16 protein-coding genes and 2 pseudogenes are annotated in these 18,951 nt (G+C 61.2%); 5 read left to right on the forward strand and 13 right to left on the reverse strand.

Translation table 11 applies throughout. From position 1 onward, the window contains the following. Positions 1–326: 326 nt before the first annotated feature. Complete coding sequence (locus P0D89_RS13725; protein WP_408259756.1) at positions 327–1,295, forward strand: ABC transporter substrate-binding protein; 969 nt, start codon at positions 327–329, stop codon at positions 1,293–1,295. A gap of 55 nt (positions 1,296–1,350) precedes the next feature. On the opposite strand, the gene P0D89_RS13730 is transcribed toward P0D89_RS13725, so the two are convergent. The 6 genes from P0D89_RS13730 to uxuA all read right to left on the reverse strand — a co-directional run bounded on the left by P0D89_RS13730 (position 1,351) and on the right by uxuA (position 7,972). Further along, positions 1,351–2,259, reverse strand: coding sequence for an SMP-30/gluconolactonase/LRE family protein (locus P0D89_RS13730; RefSeq protein ID WP_408358444.1), 909 nt, complete (start codon positions 2,257–2,259; stop codon positions 1,351–1,353). A gap of 24 nt (positions 2,260–2,283) precedes the next feature. Beyond that, positions 2,284–3,297 carry an ABC transporter permease gene (locus P0D89_RS13735; protein ID WP_408358445.1) on the reverse strand — a complete coding sequence of 338 codons (1,014 nt, stop codon included), beginning with the start codon at positions 3,295–3,297 and terminating at the stop codon, positions 2,284–2,286. Then, complete coding sequence (locus P0D89_RS13740; RefSeq protein WP_408358446.1) at positions 3,294–4,229, reverse strand: ABC transporter permease; 936 nt, start codon at positions 4,227–4,229, stop codon at positions 3,294–3,296. Before P0D89_RS13740 ends, P0D89_RS13735 begins: the two co-directional genes overlap by 4 nt. Beyond that, positions 4,226–5,752: an ATP-binding cassette domain-containing protein gene (locus P0D89_RS13745; RefSeq protein WP_408376779.1), complete on the reverse strand. Its 1,527-nt coding sequence runs from the start codon at positions 5,750–5,752 to the stop codon at positions 4,226–4,228. Before P0D89_RS13745 ends, P0D89_RS13740 begins: the two co-directional genes overlap by 4 nt. 84 nt (positions 5,753–5,836) lie before the next feature. Then, positions 5,837–6,871, reverse strand: coding sequence for an ABC transporter substrate-binding protein (locus tag P0D89_RS13750; protein WP_408358448.1), 1,035 nt, complete (start codon positions 6,869–6,871; stop codon positions 5,837–5,839). A 51-nt stretch (positions 6,872–6,922) separates the two neighbouring features. After that, a complete protein-coding gene (gene uxuA / locus P0D89_RS13755; protein ID WP_408358449.1) occupies positions 6,923–7,972 on the reverse strand; it encodes a mannonate dehydratase in 1,050 nt (349 codons plus the stop codon). A 146-nt stretch (positions 7,973–8,118) separates the two neighbouring features. Between uxuA and P0D89_RS13760 the strand changes: the two genes are divergently transcribed. Together P0D89_RS13760 and P0D89_RS13765 are read left to right on the forward strand one after the other, a co-directional pair. Further along, positions 8,119–8,838, forward strand: a complete 720-nt coding sequence (locus P0D89_RS13760) for a FadR/GntR family transcriptional regulator (RefSeq protein WP_408358450.1) — start codon at positions 8,119–8,121, stop codon at positions 8,836–8,838. A 251-nt stretch (positions 8,839–9,089) separates the two neighbouring features. After that, positions 9,090–9,332 (forward strand): annotated as a pseudogene (locus tag P0D89_RS13765) (DDE-type integrase/transposase/recombinase); the annotation flags it as partial. 392 nt (positions 9,333–9,724) lie between these two features. Here the strand turns inward: P0D89_RS13765 and P0D89_RS13770 are convergent. The 6 genes from P0D89_RS13770 to P0D89_RS13795 form a co-directional block, all read right to left on the reverse strand. Beyond that, a complete protein-coding gene (locus P0D89_RS13770; RefSeq protein WP_408358451.1) occupies positions 9,725–11,077 on the reverse strand; it encodes a purine-cytosine permease family protein in 1,353 nt (450 codons plus the stop codon). 229 nt (positions 11,078–11,306) lie between these two features. Next, positions 11,307–12,302 (reverse strand): 5-oxoprolinase subunit C family protein, encoded by a 996-nt coding sequence (locus P0D89_RS13775; RefSeq protein ID WP_408358452.1) that lies wholly within the window; start codon positions 12,300–12,302, stop codon positions 11,307–11,309. Then, positions 12,292–13,170 carry a 5-oxoprolinase subunit B family protein gene (locus P0D89_RS13780; protein ID WP_408358453.1) on the reverse strand — a complete coding sequence of 293 codons (879 nt, stop codon included), beginning with the start codon at positions 13,168–13,170 and terminating at the stop codon, positions 12,292–12,294. The genes P0D89_RS13775 and P0D89_RS13780 overlap by 11 nt, the downstream gene beginning before the upstream one ends. After that, positions 13,167–14,609: an acetyl-CoA carboxylase biotin carboxylase subunit gene (locus P0D89_RS13785; RefSeq protein WP_408376783.1), complete on the reverse strand. Its 1,443-nt coding sequence runs from the start codon at positions 14,607–14,609 to the stop codon at positions 13,167–13,169. The genes P0D89_RS13780 and P0D89_RS13785 overlap by 4 nt, the downstream gene beginning before the upstream one ends. A 5-nt stretch (positions 14,610–14,614) precedes the next feature. Beyond that, positions 14,615–14,857 carry an acetyl-CoA carboxylase gene (locus tag P0D89_RS13790; RefSeq protein WP_408358454.1) on the reverse strand — a complete coding sequence of 81 codons (243 nt, stop codon included), beginning with the start codon at positions 14,855–14,857 and terminating at the stop codon, positions 14,615–14,617. 36 nt (positions 14,858–14,893) lie between these two features. Then, positions 14,894–15,673, reverse strand: a complete 780-nt coding sequence (locus P0D89_RS13795; protein ID WP_408358455.1) for a 5-oxoprolinase subunit PxpA — start codon at positions 15,671–15,673, stop codon at positions 14,894–14,896. 269 nt (positions 15,674–15,942) lie between these two features. On the opposite strand from P0D89_RS13795, the gene P0D89_RS13800 reads away from it, so the two are divergent. Continuing rightward, positions 15,943–16,860 carry a LysR family transcriptional regulator gene (locus tag P0D89_RS13800; RefSeq protein ID WP_408358456.1) on the forward strand — a complete coding sequence of 306 codons (918 nt, stop codon included), beginning with the start codon at positions 15,943–15,945 and terminating at the stop codon, positions 16,858–16,860. A gap of 45 nt (positions 16,861–16,905) precedes the next feature. Here P0D89_RS13800 and P0D89_RS13805 read toward each other — a convergent pair. Next, positions 16,906–17,181 (reverse strand): annotated as a pseudogene (locus tag P0D89_RS13805) (transposase); the annotation flags it as partial. A 399-nt stretch (positions 17,182–17,580) separates the two neighbouring features. Here P0D89_RS13805 and P0D89_RS13810 point away from each other — a divergent pair. Next, positions 17,581–18,948 carry an amidase gene (locus tag P0D89_RS13810; protein ID WP_408358457.1) on the forward strand — a complete coding sequence of 456 codons (1,368 nt, stop codon included), beginning with the start codon at positions 17,581–17,583 and terminating at the stop codon, positions 18,946–18,948. Positions 18,949–18,951 lie beyond the last annotated feature (3 nt).

The raw sequence follows: 18,951 nt of genomic DNA on the forward strand, positions 1-18,951 counted from the left end.
GCATTGCGAGACTTGTCAGCCTATTCCATAAGAAACCGGCACTGCGACCGGAAGCACACGCGGCCCTTGTTGCGAGCCTCCCCAACTTTTGCGCGCTCTCGGTGAGTGCGTGGGTTTTCTTTCATCGCCCTCTTTGTGCTGGTGTCCGAAATACCTCGACAGTCATAGCACGTATGCCCTCAAATCCGGCAAAATGATGCAGTGACGAGCGCGGCTCGAACCGTCGTCGGCGCTTGAATCACATTACATACGAAAGGAGACAGCACGTGCGATCAAGCAGACTGGCTTGCAAGATTTTCAGCGTCGCGTTTTTTGCCGGGTTCGCGATGTCGGCGTCAGCCCAAGTGGCAACAGGCGATACATCGTCACTGAAAATCGCGCTATCGAATAACTACGCCGGCAACAGCTGGCGTCAGATGATGCTCAAGAGTTGGTCCGACGTCGCGGACGTCGCAGTCAAACAGAAAGTGGTGGCAGCCGCGCCCACATTTACCACGGCCGAAAGCCAGGCGACCGAGCAAGTCCAGCAAATCCAGAACCTGATTCTCCAGGGCTTCAAGGCAATAACGGTCGACGCTGTGTCCCCCACCGCGCTTAACGGCGTGATCAAGCAGGCGTGCGCCGCGGGCGTGACGGTCGTGTCGTTCGACGGCATCGCAACCGAGCCTTGCGCATACCGAATCGCCGTCGACTTCCAGGGCGTGGGCAGAATGCAGGTGGATTATCTGGCGAAGCGACTCAATGGCAAGGGCGACCTGCTCGAGATCCGCGGACTGGCCGGCGTGTCGGTCGATGACGAGATTCATCAAGGCATGGTCGACGAGCTCAAAAAGTATCCGGGTCTGAAGGTAGTCGGATCGGTACATGGCGACTGGACACAAACAGTCGCGCAGAAAGAAGTGGCGAGCATCTTGCCGACGTTGCCGAAAATCGACGGCGTCCTCACGCAAGGCGGCGATGGTTTCGGCACAGCACAGGCGCTGAAGGCAGCCGGCAGGCCGACACCGATCATCATCCTCGGCAATCGCCAGGAAGAACTCGCGTGGTGGGCCGATCAGAAGAAGAGCGGCTATGAAACCATGTCGGTAACCATTCCGCCGGGTGCGTCGACGTTTGCATTCTGGGTGACGCAGCAATTGCTGGCAGGCAAGAAGATGCCGCACGACATCCGTATGCCCGTGCTCCAAGTGAAGCCGGAAGAGCTCGACGCCGTGCTGGCAAAAACGCCGCCGGGCTCGCTCGCGAACAAGGAATACACGCGCGAGGAAGTGGTTGCAGTCGTGGCAGGCAAGTAACGAATCCACAAGCGCCGGCCGGCTTGATTGGCCGGCGCTGTACGTTGTTTCTGCTTCAGCGTGCGGCGCCCCGAACACCAACATGCAGCGCATACACCGATGAACTCGCTGTAATGAACAGCCGGTTGCGGTTCAAGCCGCCAAAGGTCAGGTTGGCCACCGTTTCGAGAATCAGGATCTTGCCGAGCAAGGTGCCATCTGGCGCATAGCAGTGCACACCGTCTTCCGCACTCGTCCATACATTGCCGTGTTCGTCCGTCCTCAGGCCATCCGGCACGCCGCTTTCCATCTCCACGAATATGCGTCCGTTGCGCAACGCGCCGCCGCTGGCGACGTCGAAGACGCGGATATGGCGCGGCCCATCCACATCATGCGACGCACCGGAGTCCGCAATGTACAGACGTGCTTCGTCCGGCGAAAACGCGAGTCCGTTAGGCTTAACGAAGTCGTTGGCAACGAGGCGCACACGTCCATCGTCTGGCGAAACACAATACACATTGCAACTACCGATTTCGCTCGATGCGCGAAAGCCTTCGTAATCGCTCAGGATTCCATAGTCAGGATCGGTGAACCAGATCGCGCCGTGCGAATCAACAACAAGATCGTTTGGGGAATTCAGTCGCCGGCCTTCGTAATGCGACGCGAGCACGACAACGCTGCCATCGTGCTCCGTGCGCGTGACTTGACGGCCGCCGTGCTCGCAGCTTAACAGGCGTCCTTCGCGGTCGCGCGTATTGCCGTTGCTGTAATTGGAGTTGGACCGGTAGACGCCCACGCCCATGCCCGGCGCCCATCGCAACATGCGGTTGTTGGGGATATCACTCCAGATCAGCAAGTCGGTCGCCGGAAAGTACACCGGCCCCTCGGCCCACAGGCATTCGCCGGTGAGCTTTTGCAGTGGCGCATTAGGCTGGACCAGCGTGCGAAAACGGGGATCGTGTACTTCAAGTTCGTCAGATTTCACTATCTTGTCCTTTTGAACGCGCTTTTATCGCAATGCCTTGCCGCCGGCCGCGACCGTTACGACAATGATCAGCAAACCGTACACCACCGAGCGCACGCCCGAATCGGCGCCGACCGCATTGAGTACGGCATTCGTGAGAAACAGGAACATCGATGCACCCCAGACCCCGACGATGGTCGGCTTGCCGCCTGTGACGAGCGTGCCGCCGATCACGACAACGGCGATCGATATCAACATGTACTCCACGCCCATGTCGAGTGACGCGCCGCCGGAGACCGCCGCGAGCAGCAGCGCGGTGACCGCCGCAATCACCGACGACAGCACGTAGGCAATGCAACGCGTCCAATGCACATCGACGCCTGCGAGCCATGCAGCGCGCGAGTTCTGTCCGATGGCGGAAAGCCGGCGGCCGTAGATGGAACGATGCAGCAGCAACGCGAGCGCAAGCGACAACACAAACGCCGCCAGTGCAATGTACGGGATCTGCGCGAGGCGACCGGCTGCAAACGCCCCGAGCGCAGCAGGCGGCGGCGGCAATTGACGCCCCTGCGTGATTGCCAGCGACTGGATGATGAAGCTGGACGACAGCGTCGCGATGATCGGCGGAATGCGCAGCAGCCGGATCAGCGCGTAATTGGCGAGCCCGACCGCGATACCCACGCCGAGCACCGCCGCGAAGCCCAGCACGATCTGGCCGTTCAACCCGTTCATCACGTGCATGCTGACGACGCCCGCGAGTGCGATCGTGGACGGCACCGACAAGTCGATGTTGCCCACGCCGGACGTGATGACAAGCATCTGCCCGAGACCCACCAGCACCATGAAAACGCCGTACACCAGCGCCGTCTGGGCCACGTTGGTCGCAATCGAAAACCCGAAGATCAAGGCGATGGCCAGCCAGACCAGAACCGCACCCGCGAACGACCAGGCCCACGGCGCCTGAACGCTTTTGAGCCGGGCCAACCAGCCGGATCTGGGCGCCAGCGCAACGGTCGCTTCTTTATCGCTGCGCACTTCGCTGGATGTTTGCGGGCTCATTGGTGGTCTCCGCGTTGCAGCATCACGCGCAACGACAGCACGACGATCAGGATCGCCCCTTGCATGCCGACTTGCCAGTCCGACGAAATATTCAGGAATGCGAGAAACGACGCGGCAAGCGTCAGCGTGATCGCGCCCAGCACCGCACCGATCACCGACACGCGCCCGCCGGCGAATTCCCCGCCGCCCAGGATCACGGCCGCAATCGACAGCAGCGTATAACGCAAAGCGAGATTGGCATCGGCAGAGGTGGTCAGGCCCAGAAGCGACAAACCCGACAAAACGCCGAACAAACCCGCGATGCCGTAAAGCGTCGCCTTGCTGCGCACGAGCGACCAGCCGAAACGACGCATCGCGCGTGGATTTCCCCCGGCTCCGCGAATCCGGACGCCCGCCGACGTGCGCATCAGTAACAGATGCCCAAGCACTGCGATCAGGGCGGACCAGACGATAGGTGCTGCGATCCACGGTGTCTGGTAGTTCATCGCCGTGCCGAGCCACTCAGGGCTCGTGCCGCCCGGTGAGGGCAGCAACACGATCGCGAGCCCGCTCCAGACGAACGCCAGGCCAAGGGTCACCACAATCGATGGAATCTGCCGCAGCTCGATCAGCGCCCCGACCGCTGCGTACGCCAGCACGCAGCCCACCAGCGCCAGTACGCCGAGCCACGGCTGCTTCACCAGCAGGGTCGCGCCAATGCAGGCCACGAGGCTCACAAATGGCCCGATCGATAAATCCAGGTCGTTGACCGTGATGATCGCGAGTTGAGCGAGCGTCGCGAGCACGATAGGCACAGCAAGGTTCAGCAACAGGCTCGAACCGAAATAGCTCATCGTTGCTGGCTGCAGGCACAGGATCGGCACGAGCACGGCGACCAGCGAGATGGCCGGAAGCAACGCGCGCAATCGCGCCTGGGTAATCGCAAACGTCATGCGGCATGCTCCTCGAAACTGGCGGCCAGGAGTGCTTCCTCCGTGCATTCGTCGGCGTGCAGCAGGCGCGTGACAGATGCCGAACGAAACACATAGGTGCGGTCGCAATACGTCAGTTCTTCGTTCTCGGTCGTATACCAAATGAAGGTGCGGCCCTTCGCCGCTTCGTCGCGCACGAGTTGATAGATGTCTCGTTTGGTGCCGACATCGACACCGCGAGTGGGATCGTCCATCAGGATCAGATCGGCATCCGAAGCGAGCGCGCGTGCGAACAGCACCTTTTGCTGGTTACCGCCGGACAGCGAGAGAATACCCGCGTTCATCGATGCACCGCGAATCCCGATCTTCACGCGCCACGCCTCGACGACCGCGCGCGCCGCCGCAAAATCCACGAGCCCTCGAATCGGCAAGCGCTTCGCCCCGGCCCTGCCCGCTTCAGCCATACCGCCGCTCAACCAGCGGAGGTCGAGGTTCTGCGCGATCGACCAAACGGGAAACACACCGTCGCGCCCGCGATCGCCTGCCACGAAAGCCACTTTCGCGCGACCAGCTCCGCGGCTGGTCGCGGCTTCGTAAATGGCTAGCAGCGCCTCCGTCTGCCCTTGTCCCGCGAGCCCCGCAAAGCCGATCACCTCGCCGCGCGAAGCATCGATCTTCGTTCGCCGTCCCGCGCCGAGCGCCCATTGGTACTCCGGGCCGTCGGCGCGTTGAAGGCGCGCACGCTGGTCGGCCGACGCCTTGTCGACCTCGAGGTGCTGGCCCATCGCAAGGATGATCGCTTTGCGGCTGAGATTGTCCCGCGCGAGCACGCTGACAATGCTCCCGTCGCGCATCACCATCACGCGGTCCGCCACACGCTGTATCTCGCCGAGCATGTGAGTGATAAGCAGGCACGTGATGCCGCCCTGCGCAGCCTTGCGCACGAAGGCAAGCAACTGTTCCGCGGTATGCGCATCGAGCGACGAGGTGGGTTCGTCGAGAATCACGAGACGCACGGGGGTATCGGTGATAGTAAAACCCCGGGCGATCTCGACCATCTGCCGCTGCGTGAGCGTGAGGTCGGAGACCAGTTCGTTGCCGCTCAATCCGTTGCCGGGAAAGATTTCTTCCAGCTTCTCACGCATGAGAGCGGTCGCCCGCCGCCGCCAACCGCGCCCACGCAGTTGCGGATGCACGATGCACATGTTCTCGGCGATGCTCAAGTTCGCGCAGAGCGACAACTCCTGGAACACGCAGCGCACGCCGGCATGGCGCGCGGCGTTGGCGTCGTAGCCCGGCAACGACTCGCCATCGACCTCGATGTGCCCTTGCGTAGGTTCGAAGACGCCCGCGAGCACGGCCATGAGCGTCGATTTTCCGGCGCCGTTATGCCCGGCGATGCCTACGCACTCGCCCCGCAGGAAGCTGAAGTTGATGTCAGTCAGCGCGCGCACGCGGCCGAATGTCTTGCCGATGCCATGGAACCGGATCAGCGCCTCGCGCCCTGTCTCTTCCGTCTCTGGCGTATTTTTTATTTCGCCCATTCACATGCTCCGCATGTCTGGTTCCGACATCACATAACCGCCTGGGTCGGGCTCACGCGCCCGCCGCGGGCGGGCGCATTCAGCTTACTTCTTGCTGAGCAGCGCGACCGTTTGCGGCAACGTGTAGGTCACGTCGCTGATGCCGCCCTGCGGCGTCGCCGAGAGCTTCGCCTGCAACTGTTCCTGCGAAATATCGAGGAGCGGCACATTGATGGTCACGTCCTTCGGGATATTCTTGCCGGCCAACACCTGCTGTGCCACCCAGAATGCAAACGATACCGCGCCCGGGGGATTCGACAGTGAACGCGACTGATAGCCGTTTTTCGACTGCTCGTTCCACCAGTTGAGCTCCGCATACGTGCTGCCGATAATCATCGGCGGCACCGGCCGGTTGGCCGCCTTGAAGGCCTGCGCAATGCCGAACGACATCTCGCCTTCGGTCGCCACACCATCGACTTGCGGCAGCGTCGGCAGGATGCCGGCCACCGCCTTCTGCGCCACCGATTGCGTCCAGTCGCCGTTCACCGAACCGACGAGCTTCAGGCCCGGGTACTTCTTCAGTCCCGCGAGCACGCCCTCGTGCATGAGGTTATCGACGGAGATCCCCGCCACGCCTCGCACTTCGAGAATATTGCCCCTGCCGTTCAGACGCTTGGCGAGATAGTCGACGCCCGCCTCGCCCCAGCCGCGGAAATCGAAATTAACACGATACGCGCACGGTTCATCGACAATGCCGTCGAACGACACCACGACGACGCCGGCGGCGCAAGCCTTCTTGATCGTACCGTTGAGCGCGGTGGGCGAGACGGCGTCGATCACGATCGCGTTATAGCCTTGCAGAATCAGGTTCTGGACCTGCTGGGCCTGCTCCGTCACCTGGTTCTCGGCGGTCGTAAACGCAGGCGCGGCGGCAATTTTCTTGTCCTGCACCGCAACAGTCGATACCGCGGCCCAGCTCTTGAGCATCGATTGTCGCCAGGCGTTGCCCGCGAAGCTATTGGACAGTGCGATCTTCTTTTGCGACGTATCGCCAGCCGCCACCTGTGCGTGCGCCGAAGACGCCACCATGCACGACGCCAGCGCGAGCACGGCGCACACCTGCTTTCCTGAACCGATCATCCATTTGTCTCCTGTTATGACAGCGTTTCTGATTTTGCTGCTGAGTTGGGGCTAGGCCAGCTCCCTTGCCTTGCGGATGCCTTCCCAGAGCCCGTTCAGATAGACCGCGCCGAGGGCGCGATCGTAGAGGCCATAACCTGGCTTGCCCGTCTCGCCCCATATCATGCGGCCGTGGTCCGGACGGATATACCCGGTGTAATCCGCATCGCTGTAGGCCTGCATGATCGCCGCCATGTCGAGCGAACCATCAGCCGTTCGATGCGCGGTCTCATGGAAATCGCCTTTATCGTTCACCTTGACGTTGCGCATGTGCGCAAACGGGATGCATCCCCGGGCGGCGAATTCCCGGACCATCGCGGCGACGTCGTTCGCGGTATCTGCGCCGAGCGAGCCGGAACATAACGTGAGCCCGTTCGCCGGGCTATCCACGATGGAAAGTACGCGTTCAAGATCCGCGCGATTCTTGACGATACGCGGCAAGCCGAAAATGGGTCGCGGCGGATCGTCGGGATGGATTGCCATGCGGATTCCGGCTTCCTCCGCCACGGGAATAACGCGCTGTAAGAAGTATTCGAGGTTTGCCCAGAGGCGCTCTTCACTGCAGGACGCGTATTCGGCCAGCAGCGCGCGCAATTGGCCTGCGTCGTAGCTCGTATCCCAGCCGGGCAACTGGATTCCGTCGTCGGGATTGATGCTCGCGACCGTGTCCACGTCGAACGCAAGCGTGGTCGAACCGTCGGGCAGGCACTTCGCAAGCGTGGTCCGGGTCCAGTCGAACACCGGCATGAAGTTGTAGCAAACGACCTTGATTCCGGCCGCGCCCAGATTGCGCAGCGTGCGCGCGTAATTCGAAATCAATGCGTCCCGCGAGGGCTTGCCAAGCTTGATGTCTTCATGAACCGGCACGCTCTCGATCACATCGATTGCCAGGCCCGCCGCGTGGACGGTGTCCTTCAGTTCGACGATTTTCTCGGGCGGCCAGACTTCCCCGACAGGCACGTCGTAGATGGCCGAAACAATGCCGTACATGCCCGGGATCTGACGGATATAGTCCAGCGAGACGGGGTCGTCCCGGCCGAACCACCGAAAAGTCATCTTCATGCCTTTGCCTTTTAAGGACCCGTCCCGAACTCCGGGGATGCTATGCTTACAAAAGCAATTTTTGGTCGGGTGGTCAGGCCACTAGACCGAAAAAACAGTATAGCGGCTTACTTTTGGGCGCGCAATTCAGTTGACGGAGTGAAGAGATGGAACTGCCGAGCCTCAAAGCGGAGCGCTTGTACCAGAAGATTTCGACGTTGCTCATCGGACTTATCAAGGACGGCACGTTTGAAGAAGGGCAGGCATTGCCGGCCGAGCGCGAACTGTCGAAACAACTTGGGGTTGGCCGGTCGTCGGTGCGCGAAGCGCTGATCGCACTCGAAATAGCAGGCTGGGTCGAAATCCGCACCGGCACCGGCGTGTTCGTCCGTCACCCCGACGAAGCCCGCATCGAGCCCGCGCTGATGGACGCGGAGTTCAGCGCGGCGGACTTGCTGTCCGCGCGCGCGGTGATCGAGGGCGAGATCGCCGCGCTTGCAGCCAAAAACGGCACTGATGCGCAGCGAGAAGCGCTGGCGCGAACCATCGGCATGCTGGAGGCTCAATCGGTGAACAACGCCGCGTTTCTCGACGAGGACAAGCGCTTTCACTTGCTTATCAGCGAAATGACCGGTAACGCGGTGCTGACCGAGGTGATGACGGTTCTCTGGAACAAGCGCTACAGCCCCATGTTCACTCATCTCGAGACCTTTTATGCCGACGAGAACATTCCTGTCGCGCTGAACGCGGACCATAGACGAATTGGCGAGGCGATCCTGAATCGCGACGCGCGCGCGGCGAAAAATGCAATGCGCGCGCATCTGCTCAATGTGCATCACAAACTGTTCGCGGATTCACCGGACGGCGCTCCGCCGGACAATGGCTAGATGCATGACTACGGTCGGAATAACGCAAGTACGGAACGCCTCGGCGCGAGAATGAGGTAATCGTCCTGTTCGTTCAATTTCTGACGGTTAGTGTCTAAAAACGGTTATTTATCAGAGGCTTGGTGAATCCGTGTTTCGAGGAAATGTTGCAGCACAGGAGATCCTTGCTGGACAGGGCTCTGCGGGCGATGACCGCCAGAAATTGCACGAAAAGGACGATTACCCCCGAGAGGAAGACTGACGGCTTGCTGCCCGAGGGTACGAAGGTCCGAACCTCGAAGTGTTTGAATAATCTGATCGAGCAGGACCATCGGAACGTCAAGTCCAGAACGAACGTCATGCTCGGCTTCAAACGTTTCAGGAACGCCGCGATCACTCTGGCAGGCATAGAGTTCATGCATCGCATTTGCAAAGGACACTTCAACCTCGTGAAGCCAAGCCTCAAGGATACCGCTGCGCCCGCTGTGTGGGATACCATCCTGACGGCTCGATAAGACTTCCTTAGTTATACGAAACACATTGACCCGGACCGCCTATTTGCACCAGAACCTCAACCTCCGCTGAGTTGCCCGCCACGGGGCACATCACGGCCAATGAGAGATGGTGGGCAGTGAGGCCTTCATGTTGAGTCTTTTGGTCTGTGCGGTCGGTCGCTGATTGCAGATCGCAGGCGACAACGGCGGACTTCGGTATTTGGTTTGAAACAAATGGATGTTCGGACCTGCGCCGGCTGAGAGTCTTCCTGACAGCGTACCAAAACACAATGCGGCGCTAGACCAGCGACACTCCGCTGGCCATCATCTGCTCCTGGCGACTAGGTCCCCTGTACCGACGCAGATATAAAATTCTGAAAGGCAGATCACCGCCTTCGATGTCTGCCTGCGCTCTAGCCACGCACGAACCACGTTCGTTTGGCCGAAGTGAGCATGCCCCGGTACACAAGCCAGGAGACGACAAAGCTTGCTGGCGCGGAGAACGACTGCACAGGTCCCGGGACATTCATCAACACAAGACCGGCGAACGCACCTGCAAACCATGCGGTCAGGCCGCCTGGATTGAAAGCAGGCACGCGCGAATCGCGGCATTCGACTTCCCCGCCGATCAGTTCGTCGTAGCGTGTCGAAAGGATGTGTGCGAGCGCCACACCGACCCACGCGACCACGAAGATTCCCTGATACGCCAGCGCCTGCAGGATCTTCGAAAATACATCGGCCATCATCAAGGCATAAACAGCCACGCCGACAACCAGCGCCCACACGAACTTCGGCGCGCGAAGGCCGAGTACTTTCTGAGAAAAAGCCTGCATATTGATGGCCGCGAGATAGTAGTTCGCGGTATTGATGCGCGACTGCGTTACCCACACGAACAGCAGACCCCAGACCCCCATCAGCTTGAGCAGCGCAAGCACAACGGATACTTCCGAAAGTGCGCCGAGGCCTGGAATCGTACTGACCAGATAGATGCCGACCGCTCCATTCAGCAGGAACGTGACCAGATAGAACGGCATGCCAAAGTTGAAGCGGCCGTGGTAGCCCGCGTCCTCCTTGCGACCAAAACGGGCGTAGTCGAAAGTGAACATCATCAGCACCCAGACGCCCATGTAATAGACAAAGCAACTCCACCAGCCGTTGGCCGGTGCGTTGCCTCTCGGGCCGAAGTCGAGCCACGCTGCGTTGTAGCCATATTCATGGGTAGCCAGCGCGACGGCAGCGACCAGCCCGAGCAGATAGAACGGCAACAGTACGCCGTTGAACTTGTCGAGCCAGTGCTGCACGCTGCCGAACACGAGTGGCACGCTGTAGCAAACGACGATCAGCGCCGCCCACCGGTAGTCGAGCACAGGAAAAAGACTGTGCGCCGCAACAGCGATCACGGACCCTTCGAATACCGCGTAGTAGATCGCAGTCGCGAAGAAGATCAACGTGGCGAGCGCCGCACCTACGCTGCCGAACAAGACCCGCGAAAATAGCGCGACGGACAGGCCGGTGCGAACCGCGTAGCGGCTGATGATGGAATTGACAATACCGTACGACACCACCGATAGCGCCATCCCGATCAACGCGTTGCGCGCACCGTAATTGAGTGCAAGCGTTGCGCCGACGACAATGTAGAACACCGCGCTGCAAACCGCCCACCAGGCCATCGTGAGCGAAAACGCCGGCATGCGGGCGTTCTCCGGTATGGCGATGGTCGATAGATCGAGATCGCTTTCGGCGGGTTCCTGTGCCAGATTGGCCATGATCGTGCTCCTCAATGCACCTGCAGGTTTGGGAACGACGCCGTGATAGCGACCGTGTTCGGTGCCATGGCGACGCGTGAAAGAAAGACAACCGGTACGGCACAAAATGACGGACGTGTGCGTCCGCGTGCGGCGCATGGCGCCGCACGATCTGATTCGCGAAAATGCACTTAGGGATCACGGGGCCGGGCGCCTAATTCAACCGGCCCGAGAATGCGCTGCTTGTGCGCTAGCGCAGCAACACCTCGCGCAACCGTGCAAGCCGCAGTTGGGCATCGCGGCGGGCAGCGAGCGCCTGCGTCATGGTGACGGGCAGGAAGTGCGCCTGATGGTTCGGTTGCATTTGCCCGATCAGATCCATGTCGGCGCTGATGACGGTGCCGATAGTGGCGTAGCCGCCGCCCGACACCGCATCACGATGCAGGATGATCGGTTCGAGCCCGGCTGGGACCTGGATCGAGCCAATCGGATAGCAGGCGTCGACAATGTTTGAGGGATCGGAGCCTGCGCCGAACGGCTGCTCGCGCTCGCGGAACTTAAGTGGCCGGCCCTGTTTGTATCGATAGCCGATACGGTCTGCTTCAGGGGCAACGGTCCATGTGTCTTCGAAAAACGTAATGGCTGACTCGTCCGTCAGACGGTGATGGTAGAGACCAGGTAGCACGCGCAATTCGACTTCGCGAACGAGGGGCGTACGCAGCCTCTCGGGTAATTCAGTGCCCTCACGACCCGGCCCCCGGGCGCTCCCGATTCCGAGCCGGTCGCCCTTCTGCAGACGCCGCCCCTCATGGCCGCCCAAAGCACCGAGCGTGTAAGTGGAGCGGCTTCCGAGCACCATCGGTACGTCAATGCCGCCTGCCACCGCGAGACAGGCCCGTGCACCGCCTTTCACATAATCGAACGTCAGCGTGCTGCCTGCCTTGATTCGCAGGGCGACGTTACAGGCCTGTGCTTCGCCGTCGATTTTGGGCCGCATTTCAGCGCCCGTCACGGCGATCAGCGCGTCGACATGAAACAGAAGTTGGGGGCCGAGCAGCGTGCATTCGAGTGCGGCCGCGCTCTCGGGGTTGCCCACCAGAAGATTGGCCGCGCGCAATGCGTACTGATCCAGCGCGCCGGACGGTGGAATGCCGACATGGTAATACCCTTGCCGGCCGGTATCCTGCACCGATGTAGCCAGTCCAGGCTTGACGACCTCGATGGCGTGGAGAGGGTTAGTCGGCATTGAGCACCTCGATCAACGAACGGTTGTAAGCTTCGGGGTCGCGCATAAATGATCCGAGTGAGAAATTCACATCGCGCACACGCAATGAGAAAGTCCCCGCATCGACAGCGGCCACGGCTTTGTCGTACCTGTCCCGATCGATTGGCTTGAACTTGACGATGTCGCCGGGGCGGAAGAACACCATGAAGTCGCGCAGGTAGTTCAGACGCTGTGCCGGATCGAAAATCGGTGCGGGCGTAAGGCCGAACATCTGATAGCCCCCCGCGCCACGCACCGAGTAGATGCAGCCGAAGCAACCACCATGGCCGACCGTCAGCTTCGGCGTATCGGTGCGAGGCCGCAAATATTTCGGCACCTGCAACTGACGGGCGCGTTCGACCATCTGGAACATGAACGGCAGGCCGGCCACGAAACCCACCATGGAGACAAACCATGGGGACTCGGAGTGCGCCGCGATGAAGTCTTCGACATCCTTCTTCCCGTTGATCCGCGCCGCGTATTCCAGGTCCGTCGAAGCCGGGTCCTGATGGCGTTCGCGAAAACGCATCAGGGTCTCGTGCGTCCACGGATCGTTGTAAAGCACGGGCACCTCGACGATGCGTGTCGCGATGTCCAGTTCCGTCGAGCCGCCGACCTCCGCCTCGATCTGCCTGAGCAGCGCGAGGAGTGTGTCCGGCTCGATCACGCCTGGATCGTAACGAACCTGGTAAGATGCGTTAGCGGGGCAGATTTCGGTCACGCCGTCCACCTTGCGGCGCTGCAGTTCGCGCGTGATCGCGGTCCCCTTGAAGAAGGCTTCGAGCGACATGTCTTCGCTGATCTCCACGAAGATGAACTCGTCGCCACCGAATGTGTATCGGATCGTCATGCAGCCTCCTCGTTCAGGTCCGTGGAGGCCACCCGTCTGGCGCGCCAGTCGGTCATCCACGCTTCCAGATAGTTGGTGTGGTAACGGCCGGCGCGAATGTCGTCGTCTTCGAGCAATGCGTGGTGCAGGGTCGCGGTGGTCTTGATGCCCACGATGCGCAGTTCGCTCAACGCACGCCTGAGCCGGGCGAGCGCTGCAGGCCGGCTTTCGTCAAAAACAATCAGCTTGGCGAGTAGCGAGTCGTAGAACGGCGGGACGATGTAACCCTGGTAGAGCATCGAATCGACGCGCACGCCTGGGCCCGTGGGCCAGACCAGTTCATTGATGCGGCCGGGGTTTGGACGAAAATCCTGCTCGGGATCTTCCGCGTTGATCCGGCATTCGAGCGCGGCGCCGCGCATCACGATGTCACTCTGGCTGAAGCGCAACGGTTCGCCGTCCGCGATACGCAGCGTCTCGCGCACCAGATCGATTCCGGTGATGGCCTCAGTCACCGGATGCTCAACCTGGATGCGTGTATTCATTTCAATGAAGTAGAACTCGTCGCGTGTTTCATCGAACAGGTATTCCAAGGTCCCGGCACTGCGATAGCCCACTTGCTTTGCAAGCCGCGTCGCAGATGCGCACAGCGCATTGCGCAGTACCGGCGTGAGCGAGGGTGACGGCGCTTCTTCCAGAATCTTCTGACGGCGCCGCTGCAGCGAGCACTCGCGTTCGAACAGATGGACCACGTCGTTGCCGTCGCCGAGTACCTGCACTTCGATATGCCGGGCGCGCGCGATGAATCGTTCGAGATACACCCCGCCGTTGCCAAACGCTGCATGGGCCTCGCGTTGCGCAAGGGGCAATTCAGCGTCGAGTTGCACCGCGTCGTGCGCCACCCGGATGCCGCGCCCACCGCCGCCTGCTGCCGCCTTGATCATCACCGGGTAGCCAATTCCTGCTGCGATCTCGCGCGCTTCGTCGAGAGACAGGACGACGCCGTTGCTGCCCGGGACCGTCGGTACATCAGCAAGCTGCGCAGTTTCTCGCGCTTTTGCTTTGTCGCCCATGGTTGCAATGACGCTCGACGACGGGCCAACAAAGATCATCCCGGCGTTCTCTACCTGCGCTGCGAATGCCGCGTTTTCGGAGAGGAAGCCGTATCCCGGGTGGATGGCATCCGCCCCGCACTGCTGTGCGGCAGCGAGAATCACCGCGGGGTTCAGGTAGCTTTTCGCCGCATGCGCCGAGCCGATGTGAATTGCCTCATCGGCCATGCGCGCGGCAAGGCTGTCGCGATCTGCATCGCTGACCACCGCCACCGCCCGCATACCCAGTTCGTGTGCCGCGCGGATCACCCGCACCGCGATCTCGCCGCGATTGGCAACCAACACCGTACGGATTCGCTTCGGCTGATAGAAAATGCCTGTGGAGCCGCCCGTGTTCGACGTGTTCATCGTGTTCACCCCTCGATCCGCATCAACACTTGTCCTGCATCGACCGGCTCGCCGTCGTCAACAAAAATTTCGACGACGCGGCCAGCCATGCTTGTTTCGACATCGTTGAACTGCTTCATCACCTCGACGAGTCCAACCACGGCGCCGCTTTCGATAGATACGCCTGTTTCGACGTAGGGCGCGGCCTCCGGCGACGCGCGCCGATAGAAGGTGCCAGGCAGGGGGCTGACAATATCGTGTAGTGCCATGGGTATGCTCCTCAAATCTCTTTGGGGTAACGGGAATTAGCGGGCGACCGCATTTAAGGGGGCTGCCACACGGATATCATGATTGGTCAGCACTGCGCGAGTGGCCTCGACGAGTTTGAGGGCGCCCGGCGTGTCGCTATGAATGCAGACCGAGTCGAAATCAATGTCGATGTCGTCGCCGTCGACTGTGGCCACCCGTCCTTCCACGCAGGCTCGCAACACCTTCGCCGCCACCTGAGCCGGATCGAGCCGCCCGACGCGCCGGGTAAAGACGATCGAGCCGGCGCGATCGTAGTCGCGGTCGGCGTAAAATTCGCGGATCACCGGCTGGCCGAGTTCGCGCGCAATCCGATACGTCACCGACGCTTCCATGCAATACAGCAGGAGCGTCGGATCCAGCGTCTGAAGCGTCCCGATCAGGAGGCGCGACAGGTCCTCGTCGCGCGCGGCGAGCATGTAAAGCGCCCCGTGCGGCTTCACGTGTTGCACGCTGACGTTGTAAAGGCGTGCGAATTCGCGCAGTGCACCAAGCTGATAAATGATGTCGTTGACGAGCGCCTGCGGCGTCTCGGCGATGTTGCGGCGTCCGAAGCCCACCAGATCGCGAAATCCCGGATGCGCGCCGACACCGACACCTGCCTGTTTCGCGAGTTGCACGGTACGCGCCATGATGTTGGGGTCGCCTGCGTGAAACCCGGTCGCGATGTTGGCCGAGCTGATGAGGGGCATGATGTCCTCATCGACGCCATCACCGATCTTCCATGAGCCGAAACCTTCCCCCATGTCGGAATTCAAGTCGACGCTGTGCTTTTTCATGCCAAATCTCTCCGGGGTCAACAGCCTGGTCAGATTGAAGGACGCGCGCCAGACCGGTTGAGGTGAACGTTATATGCACGCTGGCCGCCAAAATAGTTCTATTTTTATATGGCACGTTATCTGTTTTTTCGATAGCCTCAGCGGTGCAAGGAGGTGCGCAAATCAGGCTTGTCGCGGACTACTCAAGGGTGGTGGAGCAGGAGTCGTTTCTGAACACTTGCAGGCGCAAGATATTGCGCAACGCAATATCATTTTTTCAGGTGGACCTCATGGCGCTGACCCTCCGGCAACTGAAGTACTTCGTCGCCACGGCTGAACTCGGTCAAATTTCACAGGCCGCCATTCAACTGACGATTTCGCAGTCGGCAGTGACCAATGCCATCAAGGAGCTAGAGGACAGTCTCGGCACGCAACTGTTCATGCGCACCGCTTCCGGCATGACATTGACCAATACCGGGCGACGTTTTCTCAACCAGGCGTATACGATCCTGTCGTCGGTGGATGAGGCCATGCGCATTCCGAATCTCGAAAGTACGCTGACGGGCACCCTAACGCTTGCCGCAAGCTATACCGTGCTCGGCTATTTCCTGCCGCATCATTTGCAGCGCCTGAACACGCTCTATCCGCAGCTCACCATCCAGCTGCACGAGTTGAATCGCGAGTCGATAGAAGAGGGGTTGATCGCAGACCGATACGACATGGCTGTGCTGCTCACATCGAACGTTGCGAATCCGGAGTTGGTACTTGAGCCGGTCATTCATTCGGTGCGGCGCCTGTGGCTGTGTGCGCAGCACCCATTGTTAAAGCGCGAGAACGTTACGCTCGCCGATGTCGCTGCCGAACCGTTCGTGATGTTGACCGTCGACGAAGCGGCTTTTACGGCTTCGCGTTACTGGAACGAGACGCCGTACCGACCGAACGTGAAGCTACGCACATCGTCCGTTGAAGCGGTGCGCAGCATGGTGGCAAATGGAAGCGCCGTGGCGATCCTGTCGGACATGGTGTATCGCCCTTGGTCGCTGGAGGGCAGGCGCATCGAGACCGTGCAGCTACGCGATCCGGTGCCGCCGATGAGCGTGGGTCTCGCATGGCGCAGAAGCGCCGAACTGAGTCCGGCGATGCATGCGGTGCGCGAGTACTTCCGGCATACGTTCATGGAACCTCGGGCGTTCACCGGTAGCAGCTGAAGCACTGAAGTGGCGCGCGCAAGCGTTGTTTCCCACAGCAATCGCGATCTCGTTGACCTGCCGTAACTCACGAACTTCCCGCTCAAGTTCCTTAAGCCGATCCTGCTCCTACGTGCTCGTCGCTGGGCGCAAGCCACGATCCCGTTCAGCCTGCCGCACCCAGCTTCGCAGCGTCTCTCCCGGGCAGCCGATCTTCGCCGCTATCGACGCAATCACTTTCCATGGCGACTCGCGGGCGCCCTGATGCTCCAGCACCATCCGCACGGCCCGCTCACGCACTTCCGGCGAGTACCTCGGTGACTTCTTCTTTACGTTTTCCATAACTCCATTCTCTCAAACGTTGGAGCCTCCGGAAAACCCAGTGCGATTCAGTCTGAAGCAGCTCGCTGCTTAACGCATTGGCGTCCACCATTTCCGGCCGACCTCAGTTTGCCCTGTCGCGTCTTGATGCTGATGTTGCGCGACACCGCATTTGCGGGATTCCTGTTTTCCGACATGACGGGCCACTGCCTGAATGAGCCACACAAAGATGCAGCATGCGACGTGCCAAAACATCGGCGGCGGTTCCACAAAGTACAAAACCTCAAACGGCCCCCCGTCCATTTCACCCGGATATGCAAATAAGGGTAATCCCCCCTATCGTTCACTATTTTGAATTCATTCAATATAAACGTATCTTGTTGACGACATACATTTAAATGGAAAACGGACACCGCGCACATGCCAGCAGACTTGCCGACCGCTCTCAGCCTGTCGAACGACTATGCGCTCGGCTGCGCCGACCCCGTCAGCGTGACGGAGTGCGCGCTTGGACGCGCCGCCAGCGTCCCGGAAGCGTTCATCGTCCTGACCCCGGAACGCGCACGCGCTGAAGCCGCGCAATCGGCCGCGCGCTGGAAAAGCGGCGCGCCTTTGAGTCCGCTGGACGGCGTGCCGGTCGCATGGAAAGACCTGTTCGATGTCGCGGGCACTGTCACCACGGCCGCGTCGGCGGTCTACGCGAAGCACGTCGCCACGCACACCGACTCTCGGCTCGTCGCCCACGCCGCCCGCGCCGGCATGATCTGCATCGGCAAAACCAACCTCTCCGAGTTCGCCTATTCCGGCCTCGGCCTCAACCCGCACTTCGGCACGCCGGTGAACCGCGCGCTCGACGGCGGCGCGCGCGTGCCGGGCGGCTCGTCGTCAGGCGCGGCGATTGCGGTCGCGGCCGGGGTCGTGCCGCTTGCCATCGGCACCGACACCGGCGGCTCGGTGCGCGTGCCCGCCGCCTTCAACGGCATCGTCGGCTATCGCGCGAGCACCGCGCGCTATCCGAAAGACGGCACCTTCGCACTGTCCCGCACGCTCGACACAACAGGGCCGCTGGCCCGCACCGTCGCCGACTGCATCGCGTTCGACTCGGCGGTACGCGGCATCACCACGCCCGCGCCAATCAGGCCGGCGTCGCTCAAAGGCCAGCGCTTCGTGATCGACCCTACGTTCAGCGAACGACACGCGGTCAGCCCGCCGGTGCTCGGGCAACTCCACGCGGTCGTCGAACGTCTGCGCGACGCGGGCGCGCAAGTCGACGCGCGCCGCTTCGCGACGCTCGACCAGTTGCACGAACTGATCCGCATGCACGGTTGGCTCGGCGGTCTCGAAGCCTTCAATGTGCATCGCGCGTTGCTCGATTCGCCCGACGCCGAACGCATCGATCAACGCGTGCGCACGCGTCTCGAAGCGAGCCGGGTCGTGCCCGCCGAGCGCCGGGCGTTCCTGCGCGAGCAACGTCTCGCGATGATCGCGTCGTTTCGCGACGAACTCGCCGACACCACCCTGATCGCTCCCACCGTGCCGCACGTCGCTCCGTTGCGCGCACCGCTCGAAGCCGATCCCGAACTGTTCGCGCGCGTCAATCTGCAAACCCTGTCGATGACGATGCCCGGCAGTTTTCTCGACACGCCCACCGTCGCGCTACCCTCCGGCACCGACGCCGACGGCCTGCCCACCAGCGTGCAACTGATGCGCGCGCAAAACGACGACGACGCGTTGCTGCGCATCGCGCTGTCGGTGCAACACCACGCAAGCTGCAGTTCTGAAATCTGAAAC

It is taken from the genome of Paraburkholderia sp. RL18-085-BIA-A, assembly GCF_046027075.1.
Classification (GTDB): domain Bacteria; phylum Pseudomonadota; class Gammaproteobacteria; order Burkholderiales; family Burkholderiaceae; genus Paraburkholderia.